Raw genomic sequence first — 25866 nt, forward strand, 5'->3', positions numbered from 1 at the left:
TAATAGAAGATTCCAATTTTTCAGATATTAGTGAAAGAATAAAAATTGGGATAGTAAATACTATTCAAAAGGTCTGGATATAGTCTGAATTTAGTCGGGAAGAACTTAATCGAGGTTTGAGATATTTACTCATGAAAGAGGCTCCATAATATATGGATAGTAGTTTTCCTAACGATCCAGCGGAGCGACAGCGACGAGCTGTTGAAAATCTATTTGGGGTTCTATATGTGACGACTTTTGATATTACTACCGCTATTTGATTAAATCAGGTCTTAAACGGATCTTCTAATTCAGATTGCTTCGCTCCTTGTGAATGCGACACAAAAGACAAGGGAGGGCTTGTACTATGTCTGATTGTGTCATTTATTACTGTACTTTTCTCTTGGTTCGGCTGTCTTTATTCTATTGATACGCAAATAGTTGCGAATATAACTAAAAGCCCGAAGCAACGCCTATAAAAATATTTAAATCTTTAGCCCTAATTTTAAGTTTTGCAATTCCTACAGCCGGAATGATGGCTTATCTCATGCTCGAATAGGTGAGAGAAAAATTAGTCCATGAACAAGAATAGGATCTAAGTGTTTATCAAACGGTATCTATTTGTCTTCCCGTTCTATTGGGGACAGGAATAGCTGCCTTGGTGTCTTGGTTAAATAAGGAAATAATTTTCTCTCCCAAACCGAAAGCTCCAAACGCTGAGGTGTTAGCAGAGTTGAAAGTGGTTAAAGGCTTATTAAAAGCCGATTGGACTGGACAAGATGATCCAGTGTGTGTCAAAGAGTTTGTTAAAATGGTGGTCCTTGCTTATTTCAAAATTAAAGTGAAATTAGGAAATGAGGTACGAATTTTGATAAATTCAAATTCAGATGAAATTTATTTATTTATTTATTTATTTATTTATTTATTTATTTATTTATTTTGCCTATTATAACTCAACCTACTTCTAATTATCAAACTTTCGGTCAAACCCTACTTTTTCTAATAATCGACCTTTTCTTTCCGTACAAGAAAGAGAAGAAGTGGAGAGGATAGAAGAAAGTGACACAATCTCTAAGAAAAGTTTTGGTTAAAATTGGGGGAAGATCCCTGGAGTAGGAAATCACTAAGCTGAATGTTAATTAGGAGTCGTGGAATAATGCTCCCCCCTCCTAGAGGGAGGAGCAGATTAAATTAACCAGACGTTTCAATGGAAGAGACTTGAGGAAAACTATTGAGGACTGCCGTAATCCGAATAACGTGCTGAACGACTTGCTTGCTGACCCCGATTCAATAATGTATTTACGTGGGCATCGATACATAAGCCAGAGCCATTAATAGCAGAAACAGGGAAATAATAGAGTTCAAAGTCTTTTTTGTCTACTCCGGGATTGGCAATAATATTCATGTGTAAATTAGCAGGCATTCTTTGATATTCCTCGTCTTTGACTAAATGAGTAAAAGCGGTAATAAATATTATTCATTACCATAATACTCGCCGTGCCTTTAATCTTGTTAGTCATTGATTCGGTTAATTCTGATTCTGCCTAATTAAAGAGTGTTTTCATCAAGGATCCATTTTGAGTAGCAAAAGCAACTGCCAGAGCAATTCCTAAGATTTTTTGGCAGGTAAATTTGCTGTTAGAGGATTCATTTAGAACTTGCGATAAATTTAATTTTAAATCTCTCGGATATTCAGGTAATTTATCTTTATATTCTTTTAATATCGTTATTCTCCTAATTAGAAATATTTACGGTGTTTCCACCTTTTTGCCAATTGCAGGGGCATAATTCCTTAGTTTGTAAAGCATCAAGTACCTGTTAGAACTTCATGTGGATTACGCCCTACATTTAAATCATTGACCATAATAAACTGAACGGTTTGTTTAGGATCAAAAATAAATGTGGTCCGCTTTGCAGCACCTTCATTTTTATTCAGAATTCCCAATTGTTGCGACAGATTGCGTTGAATATTAGAGAGCATTGGGAAAGGTAATTCTCGAAGTTCTTCTTTTTTTACGACGCCATGCCAAATGCACGTATTCAGAATCCGTACTAATACCTAGAACTTATGAATCGCGATCAGTAAATTCGCCATGTAATAGTCCAAATTCGGCAATTTCAGTAGATCAAACAAAAGTGAAATCTTAAAGTGAAATCTTTAGGCCAGAAAAATATTACGAGCCATTTGTTCAGGTAACTTTTTTCGTCGACCTTAATGAAGGCCTTATTGATGTTATTACTAATAACACCAGTTAACGAAAAGTTAGGGAATTTTTTTACTAATCTTAATCATGTTTTTTCTACTCAATGTTCGTTTTTTGAGTTTATTGTTAGTTGGGAGCAGATAAATAAAATGGATTGTTTTTATAAAGTCGATAAGCAAAAATTATGAGTGAGGAGTGGACGGTAGTTACAATTTCTTTTTTAATAACTCAGTTACTTGCTGGGGGTTGACTTTGCCCTTGGTAGCTTTCATAATTTGGCCGACAAAAAAGGCGAATAATTTAATTTTGCCAGAGTGGTATTCTTCTACTTGCTGAGGATTACTCGTTATAATTTCATCAATGATTTTCTCAAGCTCCCTAGTGTCTGTGATTTTTTTTAGGCCTTGGCGCTCAATAATAGCATCAGCGTTGCCTTTGGTGTTCCACATTGCCTCGAATACTTGTTTTGCCATACTGCCGGATAATGTATTATCCGCGATGCGCCGTAGAAGCCCTCCTAATTGCTCTGCATTAATCGGACTTTCACTAATTTCAAGGTTATTTTTATTTAACGCAGCTGCAAGATCGCCAATGATCCAATTGGCAGCGAGCTTGGGAGAAATAGAGTTATCTATTTTTACTAAGGCCTCAAAATAATTGGCAGTTTCCATATGCTGAGTAAGAAATTTGACGTCATAGCTGCCCAACTGATAAATTTCTTGGAAGCGGCGACGTTTTTCTTCAGGTAACTCAGGAAGTTCTCTTTTAATCGAATCAATAAATTCTGAAGTAATTTCAATAGAAAGTAGATCAGGGTCCGGAAAATATCGATAGTCGTGGGCTTCTTCTTTAGTGCGCATGGTCCGAGTTTCATCTTGAACTGCATCATAAAGCCGAGTTTCTTGGATAATTTTTTTCCCAGCTTTTAAAAGTTCTTTTTGTCGAGCAACTTCAAACAAAATAGCACGCTCAACGAACCGAAAAGAATTTACATTTTTAATTTCTGTTCGTGTTCCAAATTCTTTTTCTCCCTTTGGGCGTAAAGAGATATTAACATCGCAACGGAAAGCACCTTCCTGAATCTTAGCATCACTCACGCCGATGTAACGGACTAACATATGTAAAGTTTTTAAATAAGCTACTGCTTCTTTAGATGAGCAAATATCCGGCTCAGAAACAATTTCTAATAAGGGGGCGCCTGCACGATTAAAATCGATACCGGAGTAACCTTTTACTCCTTCATGAATGGACTTTCCTGCATCTTCCTCTAAATGCGCACGGGTAATTCGAACGCGTTTAGAACTTCCCTCATCGGTTTCAATATCCAAATGACCGGCTTTAATAATAGGTAAATCATATTGACTTATTTGATAACCTTTCGGTAAATCGGGATAAAAATAATTTTTTCGGGCAAAAACAGCATGGTTTACAATGGTGGCTTGAACAGCAAGCCCAAAACGAATTGCCAATTTTATTACTTCTTTATTTAAAACAGGTAAAACGCCGGGCAACCCTAAGTCTATTGCACAGGCTTGAGTGTTAGGTTCAGCACCATAAGCTGTAGAGGCACCAGAAAAAATTTTTGATTTTGTGCGTAATTGTACGTGGACTTCTAAACCAATAACGGATTCCCATTCCATCTTAAATTTACCTCAACTCAGGCGGCAATTTTTTATGCCAATCGGTTTCTTGTTGATAACGGTGTACCATATTTAATAGCTGTGATTCTTCAAAATAATTTCCAATTAATTGAGCACCAATAGGGAGTTGGTTGATAAATCCTGCCGGAAATGCAATAGCGGGTAATCCTGCGAGGTTGACGGCGATGGTATAAATATCCGACAAATACATTGCGACGAGATCTTTTGTTTTTTCACCTAATTTGAAGGCCGGAGTGGGTGTTGCAGGAGTTAAAATAGCGTGTATCTGCTTAAAAGCTTCCACAAAATCATTTTTGATTAAATGGCGTACTTTTTGTGCTTTTAGGTAGTAAGTATCGTAATATCCTGCTGAAAGCACATAAGTGCCTACCATGATTCGGCGCTTAACTTCTGGGCCAAAACCTTCTGTACGGGAGCGTTTATAAAGATCATCGAGGTTGACAGGATTAGCACAACGATATCCATAACGCACCCCGTCGTAGCGCGCCAGGTTGGAAGAACACTCAGCAGGGGCTAACACATAGTAAACCGGTGCGGCGTACTCAGTGTGAGGTAAATTAATGTCTACTAAGGTAGCACCCATTTTTTCGAATTCTTTTTTAACAGTGTCAATAGCTTCTGCTACAGCTGAATCTAAGCCGCCACTAAAACATTCTTTGGGGAGACCGATTTTTAAACCTTTTAAGGATTGGCTCAATGTGGACAAATAATCGGGAGTGTCTTTTTTTATGCTAGTCGAATCCCTTTTGTCGTGAGCAGCCATAATATTGAGAAGCAAGGCGGCGTCTTCAGCAGTTTGAGTTAATGGTCCGCCTTGATCTAAGCTTGAAGCAAAAGCAATCATGCCGTGACGAGAAACTCGTCCGTAGGTAGGTTTTAATCCGGTGACACCGCATAAGGCGGCGGGTTGGCGGATAGAGCCTCCCGTATCAGTTCCTGTTGCTCCAGGAGTTATTCGAGCTGCTACAGCAGCCGCAGAGCCTCCTGAAGAGCCGCCGGGAATACGGCTGATATCCCACGGATTTCGGACAGGTCCGTAATAACTATTTTCATTAGAAGAACCCATCGCAAATTCATCCATATTGGTTTTACCAATTAAAACAGTTCCTGCTGCCTTCAAACGTTCTACGACTGTAGCATTGTAAGGAGCAATAAAATTGTCTAGCATTTTGGATGCGCAGCTAGTTTTAATTCCTTGGGTGCAGAAAATATCTTTATGGGCAATTGGGATGCCGGTCAGAAGAGTTGCTTCGCCTTTAGTTAAAAGTGCATCGGCTGCTTTAGCTTGTGCTAACGCTTGCTCTTCACTAATAGTGATGAAACAGTTGAATGTGGGATTAAAATTTTTAATCCGATCCAAAAAATGTTGCGTAAGTTCTACGCTCGATATTTTCTTAGCCTGCAAATCTTTGCTTAATTCAACTATGGTTTTTCGATGCATGTGTCTATCCGTTATTCTTCATTCTCAATAACCACAGGGACCATATAAAGTCCAGTTTCTACTTGAGGTGCATTTTTTTGAAATAAAGTGCGTTGATTCGATTCTGTGACAATATCTTCCCGAAAAGGTTGCGTTTCACTAGAGGAATGTGCAAGAGGTTCGATATGGGATGTATCTATCTGATTCATTTTGTCTACAAGTTTAAGAATTTCATTTAAATTTTGCCCCAACAATTGATTTTCACTTTCAGAGATATTGAGTTTGGCTAGGTTCGCAATTTTATCAATATCACTTTTGTTTAAAGTGGACATTATTTAACCCTCCATTAAGGGGTGCATTATACAGAAGACGTGGAATGGAAGACAGTCTAAGGATCCATTAGTCGTGTCTGACGTCCCTAAGCCTTTCCTCTAGTTAAGTTTTCGGTTAAAGTAAGTTTGCATTTTTTGCAACATCTCAGAGCTAATAGGAAGAGTTTCCATGTTAAAAAAATTGCGTGGTCTAGTTTCGAATGATATTTCAATCGATTTAGGTACCGCTAATACCTTAATTTATGTGGTCGAACAAGGCGGTATTGTTCTGAATGAACCTTCAGTAGTGGCTATTCGAAAAGATGTCCGGGGAGGCCAGGAAAGTGTCGCAGCCGTCGGAGCAGAAGCTAAGCGCATGTTAGGCCGTACTCCTGGCAATATCCTTGCGACTCGTCCTTTGAAGGATGGTGTTATTGCTGATTTCCATGTCACTGAAAAAATGTTGCAGTATTTTATTCATAAAGTTCATAAAACTCGTTTTTTGCGTCCCAGCCCTCGTGTTTTGATTTGTGTACCCTGTGGTTCTACTCAGGTCGAGCGTCGCGCGATTAAAGAATCTGCTTTGGGAGCTGGAGCTCGTGAGGTGTATTTGATTGAGGAACCCATGGCAGCAGCAATGGGTGCCGGCTTACCTGTCGAGGAAGCTAGTGGTTCTATGGTAGTAGATATCGGGGGGGGGACTACTGAGGTAGCGATTATTTCTTTGAGTGGGATTGTCTACGCGGAATCCGTACGTATTGGTGGTGATCGTTTTGATGAGGCTATTATTAATTATGTTCGCCGTAATTATGGAGCATTGATTGGTGAAACTACGGCAGAACGAATTAAACACGAAATTGGCGCCGCATTTCCTAGCAATGAAATTAAAGAGATTGAAGTACGTGGTCGAAATTTAGCAGAAGGTGTGCCTCGAAGCTTTACGCTTACTAATAATGAGATTCTTGAAGCCTTGCAGGAACCACTTTCGGGAATAGTCGGTGCGGTCCGTGGGGCTTTGGAACAAGCGCCGCCCGAGTTGGCTGCGGATATTGCGGAACGGGGGATGGTGCTCACAGGCGGCGGAGCTTTGTTAAAGGATATTGATCGACTCTTAATGGAAGAAACAGCTCTATCTGTGGTAATAGCGGAAGATCCACTTACCTGTGTAGCTCGTGGCGGTGGTCGAGCTTTGGAATTGATGCGATCAATGGGTGGAGAATTTCTTTCACGAGATTAATACTTAAAAGGGAATTTTGATAGGGAAAACAAGAGGAAAGTATCATTAAATTAATTTTTAAACGTTCTTCAATGCCCGGATTGCGTACCCTTATTTGTATGGGTTTGTCAATTGTATTGATTCTTTTGGACCAAAAAGCAGGTTTTTTTCAGAAGGTTCGGGCTGATTTGTCCTTAGTTGTGCTTCCTATCCAATATTTAGTGAATGCTCCTATTAAAACAATCCACTGGATTGCTACGAATATTACCACTCAACAGCAATTAATGGCGGACAATGCCCGCCTGCGGGCCCATGAGTGGTTACTGCAATCGAAATTGCAGAAACTTCTTGCTCTTGAGCGAGAAAATGCCCAGTTACGGGAATTATTAAAATCAACTTCTCGAATGGATGGCTTGCGGTTGCTTGTTGCCCAACTGTTAGCTGTGGATTTAGATCCTAATCTCCAACAAGTTGTGGTTGATAAGGGAACGCAATCACATATTTATGTGGGGCAACCTGTTTTGGATGCTTATGGCATTATTGGGCAAGTAGTTGATGTGAGCCCCTTGACGAGTAATGTTATGTTGATTTCTGATCCTAAGAGTGCTGTTCCTGTCCAAGATTACCGGAATGGTATTCGTGCTATTGCAGTCGGGTTGGGAAGCTCTGGGAAGCTCATGCTGATTAATGTCCTAGATACCAGCGATATCCAAAAAGGTGACCTTTTTATGTCTTCTGGGCTCGGGTTGCGCTATCCAGTAGGTTATCCTGTGGGGGTGGTCTCCGAGTTAACGCATAATCCTGCTAAGCGTTTTGCTACAATTGTTCTTCAGCCATCAGCCCATTTAGATCAGTCGCAACAAGTGTTAATGGTTTGGCCGGATAGGGCTTCGTTAAAAAATGCGGTACGAGAAGAGTTAGCATCTTCCTCAGTGAGGCCTAAAGAAAATGGAAGATGATATCTTTAAACAAAGAATTTTAATCGGACTCACTTTTCTAGTAGGAATGATGCTAACTATCCTGCCTCTTCCTGAATGGGTCGTATGGTACCAACCTGCCTGGGTTTTGATGATTCTTTTATTTTGGATGATTGCTATTCCCTATCGAGTCGGCATTGGCGCCGCTTTCGTAATAGGTCTTTTGCTGGATTTTCTTATGGGAACCATTTTAGGGCAACATGCGCTATTATTTACCTGCCTTGCTTATTTTTTCATTCGTTTTCAAATACCCATCCACAGCCTGCCCGCCTCGCAACAAACGATATTAGTTTTAATCACTATAGCGATATACCTCGCGTTACAATATTGGATTATGGCAATGGCGGACTCTTCTCCATTAACTGGAAAATACTGGTTGTCTCTTGTAAGTACTACGCTTTTATGGCCGTGGTTACGATTTTTATTAAACGATTACCAACACCGATTTAAATTTGGCTGATGAATTTTAAAATTTTAGTACGCCGTTGTGAAAAATGGTTGTTAATGACGGTGGCAAGCCTTGTAATTCTCTTTGCTGTATTGATTAATATCGCTCGTTTGACAATTCCCATACTTAACCATAAGCGTGATTTTTTTGAGCGATGGGCGAGTAGCGTCTTACATCAACCTGTGCACATTAGCGGCATTAAAGCAATTTGGTATGGACTTGATCCAGCCATCAGCTTTCAAGATGTGTTTATTACTGACTCTGCTCGTCAGAAATCGCTTTTACGGATCAAACAACTTTCTATCAGTATTGATCTCTTTCATAGCTTATTTGATTGGCGATTATTGCCGAGTCATTTAGTGCTTTCTGGTGCCCAGTTTGATGTTTCTGAAACATCAGCTGGAGAATTGCGTGTGCGGGGAATCGCTAATTTTAGCCGTAAACATGTGGTGGCTGATTTAGGAGATGTGAAAAATATTCTTTTATGGATATTGAATCAATCCAACGTCATGCTAAAAGCGATTAGCATCAATTATCATACATTACAGGGTAACCTAATTCCTATTAATAACTTGCGTGTTAATTTAATTAATGGAATTTTACATCATCAAATAGCCGGAGTGGGAAGTTTATTCCAAGAAGTTCCGACGCAATTCCGATTTTTGATTACGACTTCGTCTGATAATATGAGTCTTTATGTCGGAACTAAAAATGTAATTTTTAAACAATGGCTAGATACTTATTTTTTACAGAAATATTTTAAAAATTTGTCGATGATGGGGTCGGGAGAAGGGGATATACAATTATGGGCAAGGTTTCATAAAGGAATTCTTAAATCATTGCAAAGCTTAATAGCAGGTAATAATATACGATTAATCTTTAATCAGGGTCACATACTATCGCTCGATCACATCTCCGCCAATTTATATTGGAAGCCCTATGTGAATGGTTGGGGATTAGTAGGGAATGACATTTTTCTGCGAACTGGAGAAAAAAAATGGCCGGAGCATAATTTCGGTGTCCGTGTAATTTATGAGAATTCAATTCCTGCAATTTTATTCAGAACTAATTATCTTCGATTAAGAGACATTCCCCCCCTCGCTGAAAAAATAGGATATTGGCTGGAAAAATTTCAGAAACTTTATCGAAAGATTCAACCATCGGGGGAGGTTCATCGTTTCTGTTTGTTTTATTTTCCTCGAAAACAAAAACTTTATTATCATCTAAGAACCGATTTTTCTGCCTTAAGTTTTCAACCTTGGAATAATTTGCCCGGAGGTTCGCAATTATCGGGTTCGATAGATATAAATCCTTCAAGAGCAAAGCTCAAATTACAATCAAGCAGTAGCACAATTAATGTTCCAGGAATTTTTAAGGCCCCTTTAGTATTAAAGCGATTAAATTTCATTACTCAATGGCATCGCTCCTCACTGAGTTGGGATATTGATGTATCGCAAGCCTATTTAGGCAACAATGATTGGCAATGGCAGGGATGGGGGAGCTTATCCTTACCTGCAAATAAATTGCCTTATATTTCATTGCACGGAAAATTCAAAGTAGAAAATATAAATAACATCAAATCTTATTTACCATATCGTTATATGAGTTCTGATTTATCAGCCTGGTTGAATAAAGCATTTGTGGCTGGAAAAATAACTGCGGGCATTGTAGATTTGGAAGGCCCTCTAAAGAAATTTCCTTTCATCCATAAAGAAGGGCATTTTGACATGATTGCTGATGTGAACAGCGTGACATTACATTACCACCCTAAATGGCCAAATATAAAAAATATTCATGGGACAGTTGCTTTTCATAATGATAGTTTGAATATTGTCGCAGATCGCGCAGAAATAATGGGAAATCCTTTAAATCATTTAAAAGCCGCAATAGCTCATTGGGCTAAGCCCATTTTAGTGGTATGTGGTGGGTCGGTTTCTAATCTAACAGACGGCTTTCGATTTCTGCAAGCAACTCCTCTTTTAGTCGCTAAACAAATTAAAGCCATTATTCCAAATAGGCCCTTCAGAGCAAATTTAAATCTCAAAATTCCCCTAATTCAGCACGTAGCCAATACAAACGTAGATGGGAGTTTGTTTGTTAATAATGCACAATTGTTTTTAAAAAATTGGGGAATAAAACTTAATCAAGTCACTGGAAATTTTCATTTTATTAATGAAAATTTTTCAGCCAATCATATTGGAGCTCAATTTTTAGGTTCATCAATCGATTTTTCCATTGCTACTATCAATCCTGGGACGCTCTCGCCAGTGTTGCAGATTGAAATGAGTGGTCAAATCCCGATCGAGGTCTTGCAAAAGCAATTTAATTTTCCAATTTTAGACTATTTATGTGGATCAACTTCCTATCGTGCATTGTTAAAATTACGCAGCGATAATGACTCCGTAACCAATAGTTTTTCTCTAATGACTAATTTAATTGGAGTTAAATCTACGCTCCCTGCTCCCTATGATAAACTGGCGCAAGATTCTGTTTTTCTAAATGCAGCCTTATTTTTTCACAATAATAAAACCTCAGCGATTAAAGTCCATTATAGTAATCCTTTAAAAGCCAAAGCAGATACTAGTCTCAATTTATCCTCTCAATACAAAGGCTGGTCAGTAAATATAAAAAGTCCTTTAATTTTGGGCGATCTTTCAATTTTCTCCAATCATCGTGCATGGCGAGGATATTTTTTGCGATTTTATTTGCCCCAAAAAATGAAAGATAACCAAATGAAGTGGGATCCTAAAAGCTTAGATCCTAAAAGCTTACCGTCTATGGATTTAACTATTAATGATTTCCGTTATGGTAAAAATGTGTTAGGTAAATTAATAATGCAAACGTCGAAAATAAAAACCGGCTTGAATATCGATAATTTTACGGCAACAGGCCCCTTGTTTTATATTAAAGCTGTAGGAAAATGGCAGCGCAAAAAAAACCAAACAGAAACGCAGTTAGCGGGACAGTTTGTGAGTTCCAATTTGGGAACCCTCCTTAAGAAATGGGGAATTACTGAAGCTCTGGAAGGAGGAAAAGGACGAGCTGATTTTTCGTTGCAATGGTCAGGATCACCTGATCAATTTGTGGCTGCCCCTTTAAACGGTGATATTAAAATTAATTTTTATCAGGGACGCGTGACAGAATTAATTGAGGAAGCTGAATCCGAATTAGGTTTTGGTCGCCTACTTAATTTATTTAGTTTACAGTCATTACCTAAATTACCCATTAATCTTGCTAATTTTTCTAAAAAAGGATTCGCATTTAATTTATTTAAGGGAAATTTTTCTTTATCGAAAGGAGTTGCTAGAACCAAAGATGCCTCTCTAGTAGGGGATATTGCCTGGATTCAGATTAAAGGGCTTATTGGTTTTCTAAATAAAAATTATGATTTTTATTTAGAAATTGTGCCAAATATAACTTCAACATTGCCGTTGATCGTGGGTCTTGCCGGTGGGCCTTTAGCGGGAGTTATTACCTGGATTGCTAATCAAGTTTTGGCGCCGCATGTTGGCAAAGCAGCTGAGGTGAATTATCATATTGTGGGTTCTTGGAATAAGCCGGTAGTCACCTTACCTGCTCCTGCTAAAACTAATTTTCAAATGCACTGATAAATAAAGATGAGTGACTTAATTCAAATTGCTAACGATTTTCTTTTAAGACCCTTTAACCTTACTCCCAACAACTTAGAAAAAATCATGGGCCGGGCTATGGGCCCCTCTATTGATAGTGCCGACATATTTTTACAAAGCATCCAGGAAGAAAGTTGGACATTAGAAGAAGGTATTGTAAAAGGAGGTAATTTTTCCCTTGATCAAGGATTCGGCTTACGAGTTATTAGTGGCGAAAAAACAGGCTTTGCTTATGCGGACGATATCAATGCGAAAGCTCTGTTACGAGCGGCACATTCTGCAAAGAGTATTGCTTATTCCGGTGGCTCTACACTTATAGATGTCTTACATAAAGAATCAATTAAACCCCTTTATTCTCAACTCAATCCTATTAATTCAATGACTACGATAGAGAAGGTCGAATTACTACAGCGCATTGATCAATATACTCGAACTAAAGATCCCCGTGTGAAGCATGTGGTTGTCAGCCTAACAGGACGTCATGAGGTTGTGTTAGTCCTAAATAATGAAGGATCAATGGCAGCTGATTTGCGACCGTTAGTGAATTTACGAGTCCGCGTAATCGTGGAACAAAATAGCCGCCGGGAACAGGGCTCCGGGGGTGGTGGTGCTCGCTGCGGTTATGAAATGTTTTTGTCAACGGCATATTCTTACGCAGATAAAGCCGTTCGTCAGGCGTGCCAAAATTTAGAGGCTGACGATGCGCCGGCGGGTACTTTGCCGGTGGTCCTCGGAGCCGGGTGGCCGGCAGTTCTTCTTCACGAAGCTATTGGGCATGGTTTAGAAGGTGATTTTAATCGCAAGGGAAATTCTGCTTTTAGTGGACGAATAGGGGAACGGGTCGCTTCTCCTTTATGCACAGTCGTAGATGATGGAACTGTTCCGGGCAAACGAGGCTCTTTGAGCGTAGACGACGAAGGGACAGTAACGCAGAAAACAATCTTGATTGGAAATGGCATTTTAAAGAATTATATGCAAGACCGTCATAATGCTCATTTGATGAAAATGGCGCCGACCGGTAACGGTCGGCGTGAATCCTATTCGCATTTGCCTCTTCCTCGTATGACGAATACGTACCTATTGCCAGGTAAAAGCGATCCCCAAGAAATAATTGCTTCGGTAAAAAAGGGATTATATGCCGTGGATTTTTCTGGTGGCCAGGTTGATATTACTTCCGGAAAATTTGTTTTTTCTGCTAGTGAAGCCTATTTAATTGATAAAGGAAAAGTCACACGGCCTGTTAAAGGCGCCACTTTAACTGGTAACGGTCCTGATATCTTAACCAAAGTATCGATGGTGGGAAGTGATTTAGTACTTGATTCGGGGATTGGTATTTGTGGAAAAGCGGGGCAATCGGTTCCGGTCGGGGTGGGGCAACCTACCCTCAAAATCGATGCATTGACGATAGGTGGAACTGAATAACTTTCCTGTCCCGACGCTCTTAAAATCATTATAATCGGGGGCGAAATGAAGCTCAGAAATTTTAAACGCCGTGCCTTTCATTAGTTTTAGAATAAAAAATAGACCTTGGACGGAAAAATTACTAAGGCTCGGATGGGGGGCGGTTAGTTAAGTAGATGTCGCTAATTACGTTCCTTAAATCCAATTACGTCCCTAAAATAAGAAACAAAATTTCTTATGAAGCTTTGCTTGCTTGACAGTCGGAGAAAGCAGTTGGTATAACCTGAACAATCGAGGAAGGGACAAAAAAGCCCGACCATTAATCGATGGAACTACCGAGAGGAATTTATGAATAAAAATGATCTCATTGAAGTCATGGCAGAGTCGGCCGGTATTTCGAAAAATGCAGCGAATCGAGCTTTGGATGCATTTGTCGATTCTGTGACGGAATCGTTACAAAGTCGTAAGGATGTGGTCTTAGTGGGCTTTGGTAGCTTTAAAGCAAGCCCACGCGCAGCCCGAACGGGACGCAACCCCCAAACAGGGGAACCTATACAAATTCCTGCCAGTGTAGTGGCGAGATTTTCAGCAGGTAAAAAGCTAAAAGAGGCTTTGAATAGAGGTAAAAAATAAAACCGAAGTGAAATTTAAATAAACAAGAATAAATTAGGCTTGATTAACTCAGACATATCCGCTATCTTCATTGTCCCAGAGTTTTAGTAATTTTGGGGCAATTTTTTTGGTGCATTCCCCGAATAGGTAGTGCGAACACTGAAGTTCGGGTGTTCATGGAAAACGATATGGGTGCTTAGCTCAGTTGGTAGAGCGTCGCCCTTACAAGGCGAATGTCGGGGGTTCGAATCCCTCAGCACCCATTCAGGATGACAGAGGATTGAGGACAGAAGACAGATTGCTGTTGTTTCGCGACAATTAGGTTATTACCTAGTGTAGGTACACCAACTGTGTCGTCAGTCTTCTGTACAGGAGTGGTAGTTCAGTTGGTTAGAATACCGGCTTGTCACGCCGGGGGTCGCGGGTTCGAGTCCCGTCCACTCCGCCATTTCTATGAGTTAACGGCATGTTAAAAAACTTCATGAACAACATATAAAGGTTGGATTGCTGGCATCATAATGCTTATCTGTTATTTTCCTTTCTTTTATTTTCTGGGGCATTCAATATTATTTACAATCTAACGCAGGTGAAGGTAAAAGACTTTAGTGAATGGTGAAAAAATTACTGAAAACGAGTTGAACCAAATATTTCAATGCCTACAGCGAGCTTATTCGCAAAAGATTAGACACTCTCTCACTGCAATTCAGAACAATGAACTTAAACATTATACTTTACAAGGTTTTGATTTTGAATCATATTCAAGTGTATTCTGCAAAAAAAAATTGGGCTTTGATGTAAGTCCTGAACAAGTGGATTAAGTAATCATGACCCTGCCGACTTTTTAAGAAAACCGACAATTTTCTTCTTTGCAGTTTTAATAATTTCTCTCTGAAAATTCTTTATTAATAGACAATTTATGACGCAAATGAAAAATGCGTTAATAGTGTAGCAAGTGCAAAGCGGAATAATGAATAGTGCTTTTATCTTACCGAATGAAGTGAAAAGCAATTACGAATTGATTAATCAAAGACGTGATTTTCGTTACTTTATTATCCTTAGTGTTCATTTTTATGGAAAGATCAAAGTTACGCCAAAAATGGTGGCAGATTATTATTACGGACACCGCCAAGCTTTTGAAGCGTCGGAAAAGGTGAGTATTTCTTATCTCCTGCTTTCTCCTGAGATACTCCGTCATCAAGTAGTAGTAATCGATGTTGAAATTAAAAAATTAATTAAAGAATTTTATGCAAGTAGCGGAGAAAAGCGTTCTTTGGAAAAGGTGAAAGAACAAATTAAACAGGCATTAATACAACAAAAAATAAATACCCTGTTAACTAAAAAGAGTGATTAATAACTTGAATTTAAAAATTCAAACAACTCCTCTATATTTACTCGCAATGGAACGAAAGAGGAAATTACTGCTAATCCCAATATTATAGCAGCGGCATTCAGCAACGATGTGTTGAAAGACGGCAATAATAGCGATGTAATTGAGCTAAAGAATGGAAACTTAGTGATTCCAAGAATAAGAGCATGTAGTAGCCAGCTATATTCTTCCTTTAAAAACCGCTTCTGCGCAGATCCAACCTATGCTTGAAAACAATTGGTAGAAACCCAAGCGTCTTTTTCAAAAGGGAAAATCTCCAGCCGATATTACAAAAATGTATGATTTGCCATGGCATTAAAACTAATATCGCTCAAAATGATAGCTCGATTCCAAAATCCGTTCTTGCAAGTGTGTTTGCTGGTAGTTTGAAGTCCCCAATAACCATAGCGTTCTTAGGAACCGGAGATACGGCTGTGCTTTAATTGACAGGAATTAAATTAGCTAATTTTAAGGGGACTACTGACAACGAGAATGAAATTTTGGAAAAAACTTTATCGAATTATTCGGGGAAGTCTAGATTACCAATTTTATCTAAATAAAATGCACAAAATCAGGTAAGAATTAAGCTCTATTAAATCGAAAATTGATCAATTGTATTTTAATATTCATATAGAAAATTTTTTAAAAAAAAGCTATTTACCTACTTCTACTTCCTTTCTCGAGAAGATATGATAATACTGTACGAAATTCCTCTAGATTAATTCTCAAGACTGTTTAATACTTATAAGAAATTGCTTGAAAACTATGTAAGCAATTTCTGATTTTGTATGCAGAAATTTTATACTTCTTCGTATACCTTTTCAAACAACTTTTTTCTAACCGTTTAATTAAATTAAATTTTTATTTTTTCCTCTAGTATTTAGGCTTTCTTTTTGTAGAGTGCGTCTCGTTTTATTCTTTTTTTTAAGGAAACTAGGGTGATATATTGAAAGTCCCTTGATGGGAAACGTAAGTGTTTAGGAAACCTAATAGATAAGGAAGTTCAGCTGAAGTTCTCTCGGGGGGTGATAGACAAAAAAGTCCTCGGTAAACTCTAAACATGATGAGGTAGGTCTAAGGTCTGTGTGAGTCATGGATGAATTTCTGCGCAAGGAAGCCCGCTCCAGACTCCACAGATTGGAGGCTTAGAGGAACGCGGAAGCGGTCCTTTTTTTCTTTACAACCCATACTTAGACCCTTGCTGCAGAAGGTAGAATTTTAGTGAAGGAGGAGTTTTAAATAACTTCAGGTTTTTCTTTCTTATTCCTAGAGCTTTGTATTATCTTCTTGATTTCGATAGAATTGCACGGAGATTTAGCAGAGGAGCAATCATATGGGCCGTCGTCCATTGGTGGCAGGGAATTGGAAAATGCATGGAACTCTTCAGAGCATTGCTGGATTGTTAGAAGGTTTAAAACACGGGTGCGAACGAATAGAAACAGCGGAGTTACTCGTTATCCCTCCTTATATTTTCATCCCGCAATGTAAAGAAGCGTTGCTGCGAACTCAAATCTCCTGGGGAGCTCAAGACGTCTCCGAGTATGAGGTCGGACCTTACACGGGTGAAATATCAGCGACGATGTTACGCGATTTTTTGTGCCATTACGTTATCATCGGCCATTCCGAAAGGCGGAAGCTGCACGGTGAGACAAATGAATCCGTCGCGCGGAAAGTAAAGAGAGCTCTGGAAAATGGGATTCGCCCAATAATTTGTGTAGGGGAAACCGAAGCGCAGCGCGAAGCGGGGAAAACCCTTGAAATCGTTCAAGAGCAGCTTGCAGTTGTATTGCGGATGCATGATAATCGGGCCTCATTAAGCGATATCGTAATTGCTTATGAACCTGTATGGGCTATCGGAACGGGTAAAAATGCCTCTCCCGTTCAATCAGAAGAAGTTCATGCTGCTATTCGGGAGCAATTGCGACACTATGACGCCACGATAGCAGAGAATACCCGGATTTTATATGGAGGCAGTGTAAAACCAGAGAACGCAAGGGCTTTATTTACAATGGCAAATATTGATGGTGCCTTAGTGGGAGGCGCTTCTTTGAAAGCTGAACATTTTTTGAAAATAGGGGAACAATGCAATCAACTATATTAATCATTCACGTATTGATTTCGGTCTGCTTGATTGGGTTAGTATTATTGCAACATGGTAAAGGGGCTGACGCAGGGCCGGCTTTTGGTAGTGGTGCTTCTAATACGATGTTTGGAAGCACGGGCGCGACACCTTTTCTCATGAAAGTGACGATTATTTTGGCAGTTGGTTTTTTTGCTACAAGCATTGGGTTTGGTTATCTAGCCTCACGTAATCCAGGTGAGGGGATAAAAGTGCCACCCTTACAGACCCACAGCGCCGCTTAAAAATTTTTAACCTGGGACAGGCACTCAAGCGTTCATTGATATGCCGAAGTGGTGGAACTGGTAGACACGCTGTCTTGAGGGGGCAGTGGGGAAACCCGTGTCGGTTCGAGTCCGGCCTTCGGCACCAATTGTTGTTAAGAAAGCTTTGTTATATATTCTGCATCGATGCAGTAAAATCATGCCCCAGTGGGTAAAATTATACTCGACTTGTTATCTCTCCTGTGTAGAGATGACCTTAATTTTAAGGGCAATTGCAAGTGTTAGCACATTATTTTCGAATCTTGGTGTTTATTAGTATAGGTATCTTTATTGGGATGGTGGCACTGGCAATAGGTTGGTTTTTAGGACCTCGCCGACCTTATAAAGACAAATTATCTCCTTATGAATGTGGTTTTGAAACTTTTCAAGACGCCCATTTGCCTTTTGATGTTCGTTTTTATCTAGTGGCTATTCTCTTTATTATTTTTGATTTAGAGACTGTCTTTTTATTTCCATGGGCTGTCGTTTTACGTCATATTGGTTGGTTAGGGTTTTGGGCAATGATTATTTTTCTGGCAATTTTGGCGGTTGGATTTATTTATGAATGGAAACGTGGTGCTTTGGAGTGGGAATAAATGAATCAATTGTTAAGCAGAGAAGGTTTTCTCCTTACGTCGTTCGATGATTTAGTCCGATGGGCGCGGAGCGGCTCTTTATGGCCCATGACATTTGGGCTCGCGTGTTGTGCGATTGAGATGATGCAATGCGCTTCTTCTCGTTACGATTTGGATCGTTTTGGGGCAGGCTTATTTCGTCCGAGCCCCCGTCAAGCTGATGTGATGATCGTGGCCGGCACATTATGTAATAAGATGGCCCCCGCTTTGCGCAAGGTTTATGATCAAATGACTGAGCCCCGTTGGGTGATATCTATGGGTTCCTGCGCAAACGCTGGAGGATATTACCATTATGCCTATTCGGTAGTGCGAGGTTGTGATCGAATTGTGCCGGTCGATGTCTATGTGCCAGGTTGCCCGCCGACAGCGGAAGCTTTATTTTACGGGGTTATTCAGCTACGAAATAAAGTTAGGTATCGAAATATATTTGATCGAAAAGATTTAGGGGGACAGAATGTCTGATAAAAAAATTTTAACCAACGCCCTCAAAGATCGTTTTTCGACTCTCATAGAAAACCTAGATGATGAGCTCGATATAGTCACAATAGAATTACTTCCCACTTCTCTCTTAGAAGTTTGTACGGCTTTGCGAGATGAGGCTCCTTTTTATTTTGAATTGTTGTTAGATATTTGTGGTGTGGATTATTTAAAATACGGTACCAGTGAATGGCGTACCGAAGAAACAACAAACACAGGTTTTAGTCGCGGTTTTCGAAAAAACATACAAGAACAAATGATTCCCTGGAATAAGCCGCGCTTTGCTGCTGTGTATCATTTATTGTCATTACGTCATAACCAGCGTGTGCGGTTAAAAGTTTATGTGGATAATGATCCACCTATAGTGCCTTCCGTCGTCAAATTATGGAATTCAGCAGATTGGTATGAACGAGAAGCTTTCGATCTATTTGGAATTGTTTTTGATGGTCATCCCGACTTGCGACGATTGTTAACGGATTATGGTTTTGTGGGTCATCCTTTTCGTAAGGATTTTCCCTTGATTGGGGAAATCGAGCTTCGTTATGATGCAGCGCAACAACGTTGTATTTATGAACCTGTGAGTATTCAACCTCGAGTGTTAGTACCAAAAGTAATTCGTTCCGATAACCGCTATAAAAAAGGCGAATAAATGGCTGAAGTTCGTAATTTCACTTTTAATTTTGGACCGCAACATCCTGCGGCTCATGGTGTATTACGACTTATTATTGAAGTGGATGGTGAAGTAATTCAACGAGTGGATCCTCACATTGGTTTATTGCATCGTGCTACAGAAAAATTAGCAGAAAGCAAACCCTATAATCAAACGATTGGTTATATGGATCGTTTGGATTATGTGTCGATGATGGCTAATGAGCACGGTTATGTGTTAGCGATCGAAAAATTATTAGGAATCGAGCCCCCTATTCGTGCAAAATATATCCGTACCCTGTTTGATGAGATCACACGCATATTAAATCATTTATTATGGTTAGGCGCTCATGCATTGGATGTTGGAGCAATGACTGTTTTTCTTTATTGTTTTCGTGAACGAGAAGATTTAATGGATTGCTACGAGGCTGTGTCCGGAGCGCGAATGCATGCCACCTATTATCGCCCTGGAGGTGTTTACCGTGATTTACCTGATAGTATGCCAAAATATAAGGCCTCACGCTGGCATAGTGAAAAAGAAGTTAAGAAATTAAATAAAGCTCGAGAAGGGTCCTTGTTAGATTTTATCTGGGATTTTACCGAGCGATTCCCCAAATTAGTGGATGAGTATGAAGCGCTATTAACAGATAATCGGATTTGGAAACAGCGAACAGTAGGTATTGGAGTTGTTTCGCCGGAAAGAGCTTTACAATTAGGTTTTACCGGGCCAATGTTACGCGCATCGGGGGTCGAATGGGACCTCCGAAAAAAACAACCTTATGCGGCTTATGATCAAGTGGATTTTGATATTCCTATCGGCAGTGAAGGCGATTGTTACGACCGTTATTTGGTTCGCATTGAAGAAATGCGGGAGTCGAATCGAATTATTCGTCAATGTGTAGAATGGCTGCAAAAAAATCACGGACCGGTGATGATCGATGACCATAAAATCGTTCCGCCGAAACGTGAAGTTATGAAAAGGGATATGGAAGCACTCATTCATCATTTTAAATTGTTCACTGAAGGTTATATTGTTCCTGAGGGTGAGGCTTACGCAGCTGTAGAGCAACCTAAAGGTGAATTTGGAGTTTATATCGTTTCTGATGGAGCGAATAAACCCTATCGTGTTAAAGTACGAGCGGCAAGCTATCCTCATTTGGCTGCAATAAATGAAATGTGTCGTGGGCATATGATTGCTGATTTAGTCACTATTATTTCTAGTATTGATATTGTATTTGGCGAGATAGATCGTTAATGAAGAAAGAAATTAACTCCTCCATTGTTATTAGTGACGAGGTGGCAAAAGAAATTGATCGTTGGTTAGTGAAATATCCGAGCGATCAAAAGCGATCGGCCATAATACCTGCCCTATTATTTGTGCAGAAACAAAATGGTGGATGGTTGAGCGAAGCAGCAATAAATGCTGTGGCGGATTATTTAGAATTATCACGCGTATGGGCCTATGAAGTAGCCACCTTCTATGACATGTATAACTTGAAACCGATTGGTAAGCATAAAATTGGAATTTGTCAGAACGTATCGTGTTTTTTACGTGGAAGTGATGAAATCGTTGCAGGTGTTAAAAAACGCCTGGGGATCGATTTTAATGAAACCACGCCTGATGGCTTATTTACGCTAAAAAGCGTGGAATGCATGGCAGCTTGTGGGGGAGCTCCTATGTGTCAAATCGATGATCATAAATCTTACGAAAATTTAACGCCAGAAAAAATGTTAGCCATAATTGATAAATTAGAGCAGGAGTCGAAAACAAATGCTTCGTAATGCGGTTTGTTATCGGACTCTGCATTTAGATGAGCCTTGGACACTAAAATCGTATGAAAGTGTTGGAGGCTACAAAGTATTACGAAAAATACTTAAAGAAAAAACACCACCTGAAAAAATCATTAATGAAATTAAAGAATCTTCCTTGCGGGGTCGAGGAGGAGCTGGTTTTCCCACGGGATTGAAATGGAATTTTGTTCCGCGTGATAAGCAAGGACAAAAATACGTTATTTGTAATTCTGACGAAAGTGAGCCTGGCACGTTTAAAGATCGCGATATTTTGCGATTTAATCCTCATCAAGTATTGGAAGGAATTGCGATTGCCTGCTATACGCTCAGGGCGACGGTTGGTTATAATTTCTTGCGTGGTGAATTTTGGGAGCCTTTCAATCGATGCGAACAAGCATTAGTAGAAGCACGAGAAGCAGGATTAATTGGGAAGAATATTTTAAATTCAGACATTGATATTGAAATTTATAATCATTTCAGCGCTGCTGCCTATATTTGCGGGGAAGAAACGGCCCTCATGAATTCTTTAGAGGGAAAACGAGGATGGCCTCGTTTCAAACCGCCTTTCCCAGCTAATTTTGGCTTATATGGCCGTCCCAGCGTTATTAACAACACAGAAACTTTTGCTTCCGTGCCGGTGATTTTAGAAAAAGGGGGAAAATGGTTTGCGGATTTAGGATCTCCAAAAAACGGTGGGACTAAAATTTTTTCCGTAAGCGGTCATGTCGCTAAACCCGGAAATTATGAAGTTCCCTTAGGAATTCCCTTTGCCGATTTATTGGAATTAGCAGGGGGGATGCGTGAGGGTAGCGAATTAAAAGCAGTTATTCCTGGTGGTAGTTCAATGCCTGTATTGCCTGCCCACATTATAATGAAAGCCACTATGAGTTTTGATGGAATAATGGAGGCAGGGTCTATGTTGGGCTCGGGTGGCGTTATGGTGATAGATAAATCCACCTGTATGGTGAAAGTATTAGAACGGATTTCTAAATTTTATATGCATGAATCCTGCGGCCAATGCACGCCCTGTCGGGAAGGAACCGGGTGGATTTATCGGTTAGTTCATCAAATTGAGAACGGCGAAGGAACGAAACGAGATTTAGAGCAGCTCAGTCGCGTGGCTAAAGGCATCGAAGGTCGTACTATTTGTGGCTTTGGAGAGGCCGCCGCATGGCCTGTTAGTGGGATGTTAAAGCATTTTTATGATGAGTTTGGCTACCATTTGGAACATGGGAAGTGTATGGTGGAATAAGGAATGACAAAACGGTAAAGAATATGGTTGAGCTCGAAATAGACGGTAAAAAAACTACGGTGGAAGAAGGCGCTTCTATTATCGAAGCTGCGGATGAAATGGGTATTTATATTCCGCGTTTCTGTTACCACAAAAAATTATCTATCGCAGCCAATTGTCGAATGTGTTTGGTCGAAGTTGAAAAATCAGGAAAACCGCTTCCTGCCTGTGCGACGCCGGTGACTCCCGGAATGAAAGTGTTCACCAAATCTAAAAAAACCATCGAAGCTCAACGCTACGTAATGGAATTTTTGTTAATAAATCATCCGTTGGATTGCCCTATCTGTGACCAAGGGGGTGAATGTGAATTACAAGACTTAGTAATGGGTTTTGGTCGGTCTCACTCTAATTACGAAGAAACAAAACGGGCTGTGTTTAGCGAAAATATTGGTCCTTTAATTGAAACTGAAATGACTCGTTGTATTCAATGCACCCGCTGTGTGCGATTTGGAGAAGAAATTGCTGGCTTTCCTGAACTTGGAGTAATTAATCGTGGCGAGAAAGAGGCGATATCGACTTACGTTAAGCATTTTATGCAATCGGAATTGTCGGGGAATATTATTGATATTTGTCCTGTAGGTGCGTTGACGGATAAACCCGCACGGTATCGGGAGCGAGGTTGGGAACTTCGCGAGGTTCCTGCTATAGCACCGCACGATTGTGTAGGAGGAAATATTTTCTTGCACAGTCGATGGCAAGAGTTTGCCCCTCAACGTAAAATTATGCGCGCTGTTCCCCGTGAAAATGAAGTGGTAAATGAAACCTGGATGAGTGATCGTGATCGTTTCGGTCATTTTGGGCTCTATCATCCATCCCGAATTTATCAGCCTAGAATAAAAAAAGAGGGGGGATGGGTAGAGGTTGCTTGGGAAGAAGCTTTTGAAATTATTAAGAGTCGCACCCAAGCCCTCATTAAAAAATATAGTGTGAATCAATTAGGCGCACTAGTATCACCGAATGCTTCGCTGGAAGAAGTTTATTTATTCCAAAAATGGTTCCGAGGATTAGGTGGTTCCAATATCGATCACCGAATCCGTTGGCAAGATTTTCGCGATCAACACAAATTTGCGTCGTTCCCTAATTTGGGGCTGCCTATTGCTGATATCGAAAAATTGAATGCCATTTTGTTAATTGGATCGAATATTCGTTTTGAACAACCTCTGATTAGTCATCGAATTAATAAAGCCCGCTTCGAAGAGGCCAAGATATTAGCCATTAATCCCATGGACTTTCCTTTTGTTTTTGACCTTGAGGAAAGACTGATTGTTTCGCCTCAAGAATTACCAGACGCCTTAGCTCAGGTCGCCAAAATATTAGCGAGTGATGACGTCCCTGAAATTTTGGCAGAGGTTCGTTGCAAAGAAAAAGCGAAAACGATTGCGGAGGTTTTAAGAACTGCTGAAAAAGCCGCTATTTTCTTAGGAGAACATGCCTTACACCACGAAAATTCTGCTACTATTCGAGCTCTTGCGCAATTTATTGGGCAACAAAGTGGGGCAAGTGTGGGAATTCTTACAGAAGGGTCAAACAGCGCGGGTGCTTGGCTGGCCGGTGTGATTCCTCATCGAGGGCCTGCGGGCAAACAATTAAACGAAGTAGGATTTGATGCAAAAACGATGCTCACAAGGCATCCCTTGAAAGCCTATTTTATATTAAATTTGGAGCCTGAATTGGATTGTGCTTACCCTGCAAAAGCCATTAGTGCTCTAAGGAAGGGTAAATTTGTTGTTTCTTTAACAACATTTACAAATTCCCAAATGGAAACTTATGCCGATGTTATGCTGCCTATAGCACCTTTTTCCGAATCTGGTGGAACATTTGTCAATGTTGAAGGGCGCTCTCAATCATTTTTAGCCGCGAGTGCACCAGAAAAAAACTCACAAGCTGGTTGGAAGGTATTGAGAGTACTCGGCAATTATTTTAAGTTACCGGGATTTGATTATAAAAGGATTCAAGATGTCCGCCATGAAGTTTATCGAGCCATTCCGGAACTTGAGTGGGACATAGAGCAGAAAATCCACGCAGAAAGGAGACGTTCGTCTTTTTCATTAGATTCTGAATTTACACTCAAATTTCCAGGCGGGAATTCGAAATTAGCACGCCTGGCGCCTTGGCCAATGGTGCGAGTAGATAATTTAGTTCGTCGCTCCGAACCGTTACAAGAAACTTTGAGCGATCAAATGATTGCAATAGGACTCAACCGTAAAACAGCCTCTCAATTGGGACTTAAAGCGGGAGAGTGGGTTACAGCAATTCAGGGTGAAAGCCGAATTATTTTACCGTTAATGATAGAAGATCGATTAGCGAATAATACGGTATTTCTGGCATCAGGATTAGCGGAAACAGCTGGTTTTGGTCAAGCAGAAACAGCAATTACATTGGAAAGAGGCGAATAGTGGCAGACCAATTGATTACCTTGGTTTTAATTATTATTAAAATTGTCATTATTTTAATTCCATTAATGCTTGTGGTTGCTTTTTTGACGTTCGCTGAACGAAAAGTTATTGGTTATATTCAATCGCGGGTGGGGCCAAATCGCGTAGGGTTTCGAGGATTCGCTCAGCCTATTGCGGACGCACTTAAATTGCTCTTCAAAGAAATTATTATTCCAACGGCTTCGAACCGATACCTTTATATTATTGCGCCTGTGTTGTCGTTAATGCCTGCCTTGGCTGCTTGGGCCGTGATTCCTTTTGCTAAAGGATGGATATTAGCCAATATAAATGCAGGACTATTATTTCTATTTGCTATGACCTCTTTAGGAGTTTATGGAATTTTAGTTGCTGGTTGGGCATCAAATTCTAAATATGCTTTTTTTGGAGCACTTCGTTCAGTGGCCCAAGTAGTTTCTTACGAAATTCCCATGGGTTTTACTCTCGTCGGTGTTCTTATTGCAGCGGGAACCATGAATTTGCAAGGAATTATTCTTCGTCAAGCCGGAGGAATATGGCATTGGTTTTGGCTTCCGTTACTGCCGTTATTTTTAGTCTATTGGATAACAGCGGTAGCGGAAACGAATCGTGCTCCCTTTGATGTGGCGGAAGGCGAATCGGAAATTGTCGCAGGATTTCACGTTGAATATTCCGGAATCATGTTTGCGCTTTTCTTTTTGGCGGAATACGCCAATATGCTTTTAGTAGCAGGGATTGCAACAGTTATTTTTTTAGGTGGATGGCTATCACCTTTTCAAAGAATACCCTTTTTAGGCGCACTTTTTGCCTGGGTGCCTGGGATAATTTGGTTTGTACTTAAATTGTCACTTTTTGTTTTTACTTATTTTTGGATGAGGGCAACGTTTCCTAGGTATCGTTACGATCAAATTATGCGTTTATGTTGGAAAATTTTAATACCGGTAACCCTAGTATGGATAGTTGTATTAGGTTTGGCAATAGAATTTCATTTGGCACCATGGTTTTAA

At 40.0% G+C, this 25866-nt stretch carries 23 protein-coding genes, 3 tRNA genes and 1 pseudogene; 21 read left to right on the plus strand and 6 right to left on the minus strand.

Annotation, left to right across the window (positions count from 1 at the left end; genetic code table 11):
* Positions 1-640 precede the first annotated feature (640 nt).
* Positions 641-931, plus strand: a complete 291-nt coding sequence (locus CleRt_RS01770) for a hypothetical protein (RefSeq protein WP_048874967.1) — start codon at positions 641-643, stop codon at positions 929-931.
* A 276-nt stretch (positions 932-1207) separates the two neighbouring features.
* On the opposite strand, the gene CleRt_RS11390 is transcribed toward CleRt_RS01770, so the two are convergent.
* The 6 genes and pseudogenes from CleRt_RS11390 to gatC form a co-directional block, all read right to left on the minus strand.
* The gene (locus CleRt_RS11390; protein ID WP_235379148.1) at positions 1208-1402 is read right to left on the minus strand and encodes a carboxymuconolactone decarboxylase family protein; all 195 of its coding nucleotides are present in this window, start codon (positions 1400-1402) and stop codon (positions 1208-1210) included.
* 311 nt (positions 1403-1713) lie between these two features.
* Positions 1714-1779, minus strand: a pseudogene (locus CleRt_RS14495) (peroxiredoxin); the annotation flags it as partial.
* Between the two features lie 7 nt (positions 1780-1786).
* A complete protein-coding gene (locus CleRt_RS14500) occupies positions 1787-1960 on the minus strand; it encodes a redoxin domain-containing protein (RefSeq protein ID WP_306686771.1) in 174 nt (57 codons plus the stop codon).
* Between the two features lie 429 nt (positions 1961-2389).
* Positions 2390-3823, minus strand: a complete 1434-nt coding sequence (gene gatB, locus CleRt_RS01785) for an Asp-tRNA(Asn)/Glu-tRNA(Gln) amidotransferase subunit GatB (RefSeq protein ID WP_048874968.1) — start codon at positions 3821-3823, stop codon at positions 2390-2392.
* 7 nt (positions 3824-3830) lie between these two features.
* Positions 3831-5285, minus strand: a complete 1455-nt coding sequence (gene gatA / locus CleRt_RS01790) for an Asp-tRNA(Asn)/Glu-tRNA(Gln) amidotransferase subunit GatA (protein ID WP_048874969.1) — start codon at positions 5283-5285, stop codon at positions 3831-3833.
* Between the two features lie 11 nt (positions 5286-5296).
* Positions 5297-5596 (minus strand): Asp-tRNA(Asn)/Glu-tRNA(Gln) amidotransferase subunit GatC, encoded by a 300-nt coding sequence (gatC, locus tag CleRt_RS01795; RefSeq protein WP_048874970.1) that lies wholly within the window; start codon positions 5594-5596, stop codon positions 5297-5299.
* A 169-nt stretch (positions 5597-5765) separates the two neighbouring features.
* Here gatC and CleRt_RS01800 point away from each other — a divergent pair, with 169 nt between their 5' ends.
* The 20 genes from CleRt_RS01800 to nuoH all read left to right on the plus strand — a co-directional run bounded on the left by CleRt_RS01800 (position 5766) and on the right by nuoH (position 25866).
* Complete coding sequence (locus CleRt_RS01800) at positions 5766-6812, plus strand: rod shape-determining protein (protein ID WP_048874971.1); 1047 nt, start codon at positions 5766-5768, stop codon at positions 6810-6812.
* A 41-nt stretch (positions 6813-6853) separates the two neighbouring features.
* Positions 6854-7750: a rod shape-determining protein MreC gene (gene mreC, locus CleRt_RS01805; RefSeq protein ID WP_048874972.1), complete on the plus strand. Its 897-nt coding sequence runs from the start codon at positions 6854-6856 to the stop codon at positions 7748-7750.
* Entirely contained in the window at positions 7740-8228 is a 489-nt protein-coding gene (gene mreD, locus CleRt_RS01810) for a rod shape-determining protein MreD (RefSeq protein WP_048874973.1), read from the plus strand. The genes mreC and mreD overlap by 11 nt, the downstream gene beginning before the upstream one ends.
* Positions 8228-11824: a YhdP family phospholipid transporter gene (locus tag CleRt_RS08195; protein WP_053097825.1), complete on the plus strand. Its 3597-nt coding sequence runs from the start codon at positions 8228-8230 to the stop codon at positions 11822-11824. Before mreD ends, CleRt_RS08195 begins: the two co-directional genes overlap by 1 nt.
* 9 nt (positions 11825-11833) lie before the next feature.
* Positions 11834-13267, plus strand: a complete 1434-nt coding sequence (gene tldD, locus CleRt_RS01825) for a metalloprotease TldD (protein ID WP_048874974.1) — start codon at positions 11834-11836, stop codon at positions 13265-13267.
* A gap of 327 nt (positions 13268-13594) precedes the next feature.
* Complete coding sequence (locus tag CleRt_RS01830) at positions 13595-13879, plus strand: HU family DNA-binding protein (protein WP_048874975.1); 285 nt, start codon at positions 13595-13597, stop codon at positions 13877-13879.
* Positions 13880-14048: 169 nt separating this feature from the next.
* Positions 14049-14121: transfer RNA gene (locus CleRt_RS01835), tRNA-Val, on the plus strand.
* A gap of 108 nt (positions 14122-14229) precedes the next feature.
* Positions 14230-14306: transfer RNA gene (locus CleRt_RS01840), tRNA-Asp, on the plus strand.
* A gap of 519 nt (positions 14307-14825) precedes the next feature.
* The gene (locus CleRt_RS01850) at positions 14826-15209 is read left to right on the plus strand and encodes a hypothetical protein (RefSeq protein WP_048874977.1); all 384 of its coding nucleotides are present in this window, start codon (positions 14826-14828) and stop codon (positions 15207-15209) included.
* 1348 nt (positions 15210-16557) lie between these two features.
* Positions 16558-17325: a triose-phosphate isomerase gene (gene tpiA / locus CleRt_RS01855; protein WP_048874978.1), complete on the plus strand. Its 768-nt coding sequence runs from the start codon at positions 16558-16560 to the stop codon at positions 17323-17325.
* On the plus strand, positions 17307-17588 hold the full coding sequence (gene secG, locus CleRt_RS01860; protein WP_048874979.1) for a preprotein translocase subunit SecG: 282 nt from the start codon (positions 17307-17309) through the stop codon (positions 17586-17588). The genes tpiA and secG overlap by 19 nt, the downstream gene beginning before the upstream one ends.
* 42 nt (positions 17589-17630) lie before the next feature.
* A tRNA-Leu gene (locus CleRt_RS01865) sits at positions 17631-17715 on the plus strand.
* 124 nt (positions 17716-17839) lie between these two features.
* Complete coding sequence (locus CleRt_RS01870) at positions 17840-18202, plus strand: NADH-quinone oxidoreductase subunit A (protein WP_157870795.1); 363 nt, start codon at positions 17840-17842, stop codon at positions 18200-18202.
* Positions 18203-18703, plus strand: a complete 501-nt coding sequence (locus CleRt_RS01875) for a NuoB/complex I 20 kDa subunit family protein (protein ID WP_048874981.1) — start codon at positions 18203-18205, stop codon at positions 18701-18703.
* Positions 18696-19367 carry an NADH-quinone oxidoreductase subunit C gene (locus CleRt_RS01880; protein ID WP_048874982.1) on the plus strand — a complete coding sequence of 224 codons (672 nt, stop codon included), beginning with the start codon at positions 18696-18698 and terminating at the stop codon, positions 19365-19367. The genes CleRt_RS01875 and CleRt_RS01880 overlap by 8 nt, the downstream gene beginning before the upstream one ends.
* Positions 19368-20621, plus strand: a complete 1254-nt coding sequence (locus tag CleRt_RS01885) for an NADH-quinone oxidoreductase subunit D (protein WP_048874983.1) — start codon at positions 19368-19370, stop codon at positions 20619-20621.
* On the plus strand, positions 20621-21148 hold the full coding sequence (gene nuoE / locus CleRt_RS01890; protein ID WP_048874984.1) for an NADH-quinone oxidoreductase subunit NuoE: 528 nt from the start codon (positions 20621-20623) through the stop codon (positions 21146-21148). The genes CleRt_RS01885 and nuoE overlap by 1 nt, the downstream gene beginning before the upstream one ends.
* Positions 21138-22409 carry an NADH-quinone oxidoreductase subunit NuoF gene (nuoF, locus tag CleRt_RS01895; protein ID WP_048874985.1) on the plus strand — a complete coding sequence of 424 codons (1272 nt, stop codon included), beginning with the start codon at positions 21138-21140 and terminating at the stop codon, positions 22407-22409. Before nuoE ends, nuoF begins: the two co-directional genes overlap by 11 nt.
* Before the next feature lie 23 nt (positions 22410-22432).
* A complete protein-coding gene (nuoG, locus tag CleRt_RS01900) occupies positions 22433-24844 on the plus strand; it encodes an NADH-quinone oxidoreductase subunit NuoG (protein ID WP_048874986.1) in 2412 nt (803 codons plus the stop codon).
* A complete protein-coding gene (gene nuoH / locus CleRt_RS01905; RefSeq protein ID WP_048874987.1) occupies positions 24844-25866 on the plus strand; it encodes an NADH-quinone oxidoreductase subunit NuoH in 1023 nt (340 codons plus the stop codon). Before nuoG ends, nuoH begins: the two co-directional genes overlap by 1 nt.

The organism is Candidatus Coxiella mudrowiae (genome assembly GCA_001077715.1).
GTDB lineage: Bacteria > Pseudomonadota > Gammaproteobacteria > Coxiellales > Coxiellaceae > Coxiella > Coxiella mudrowiae.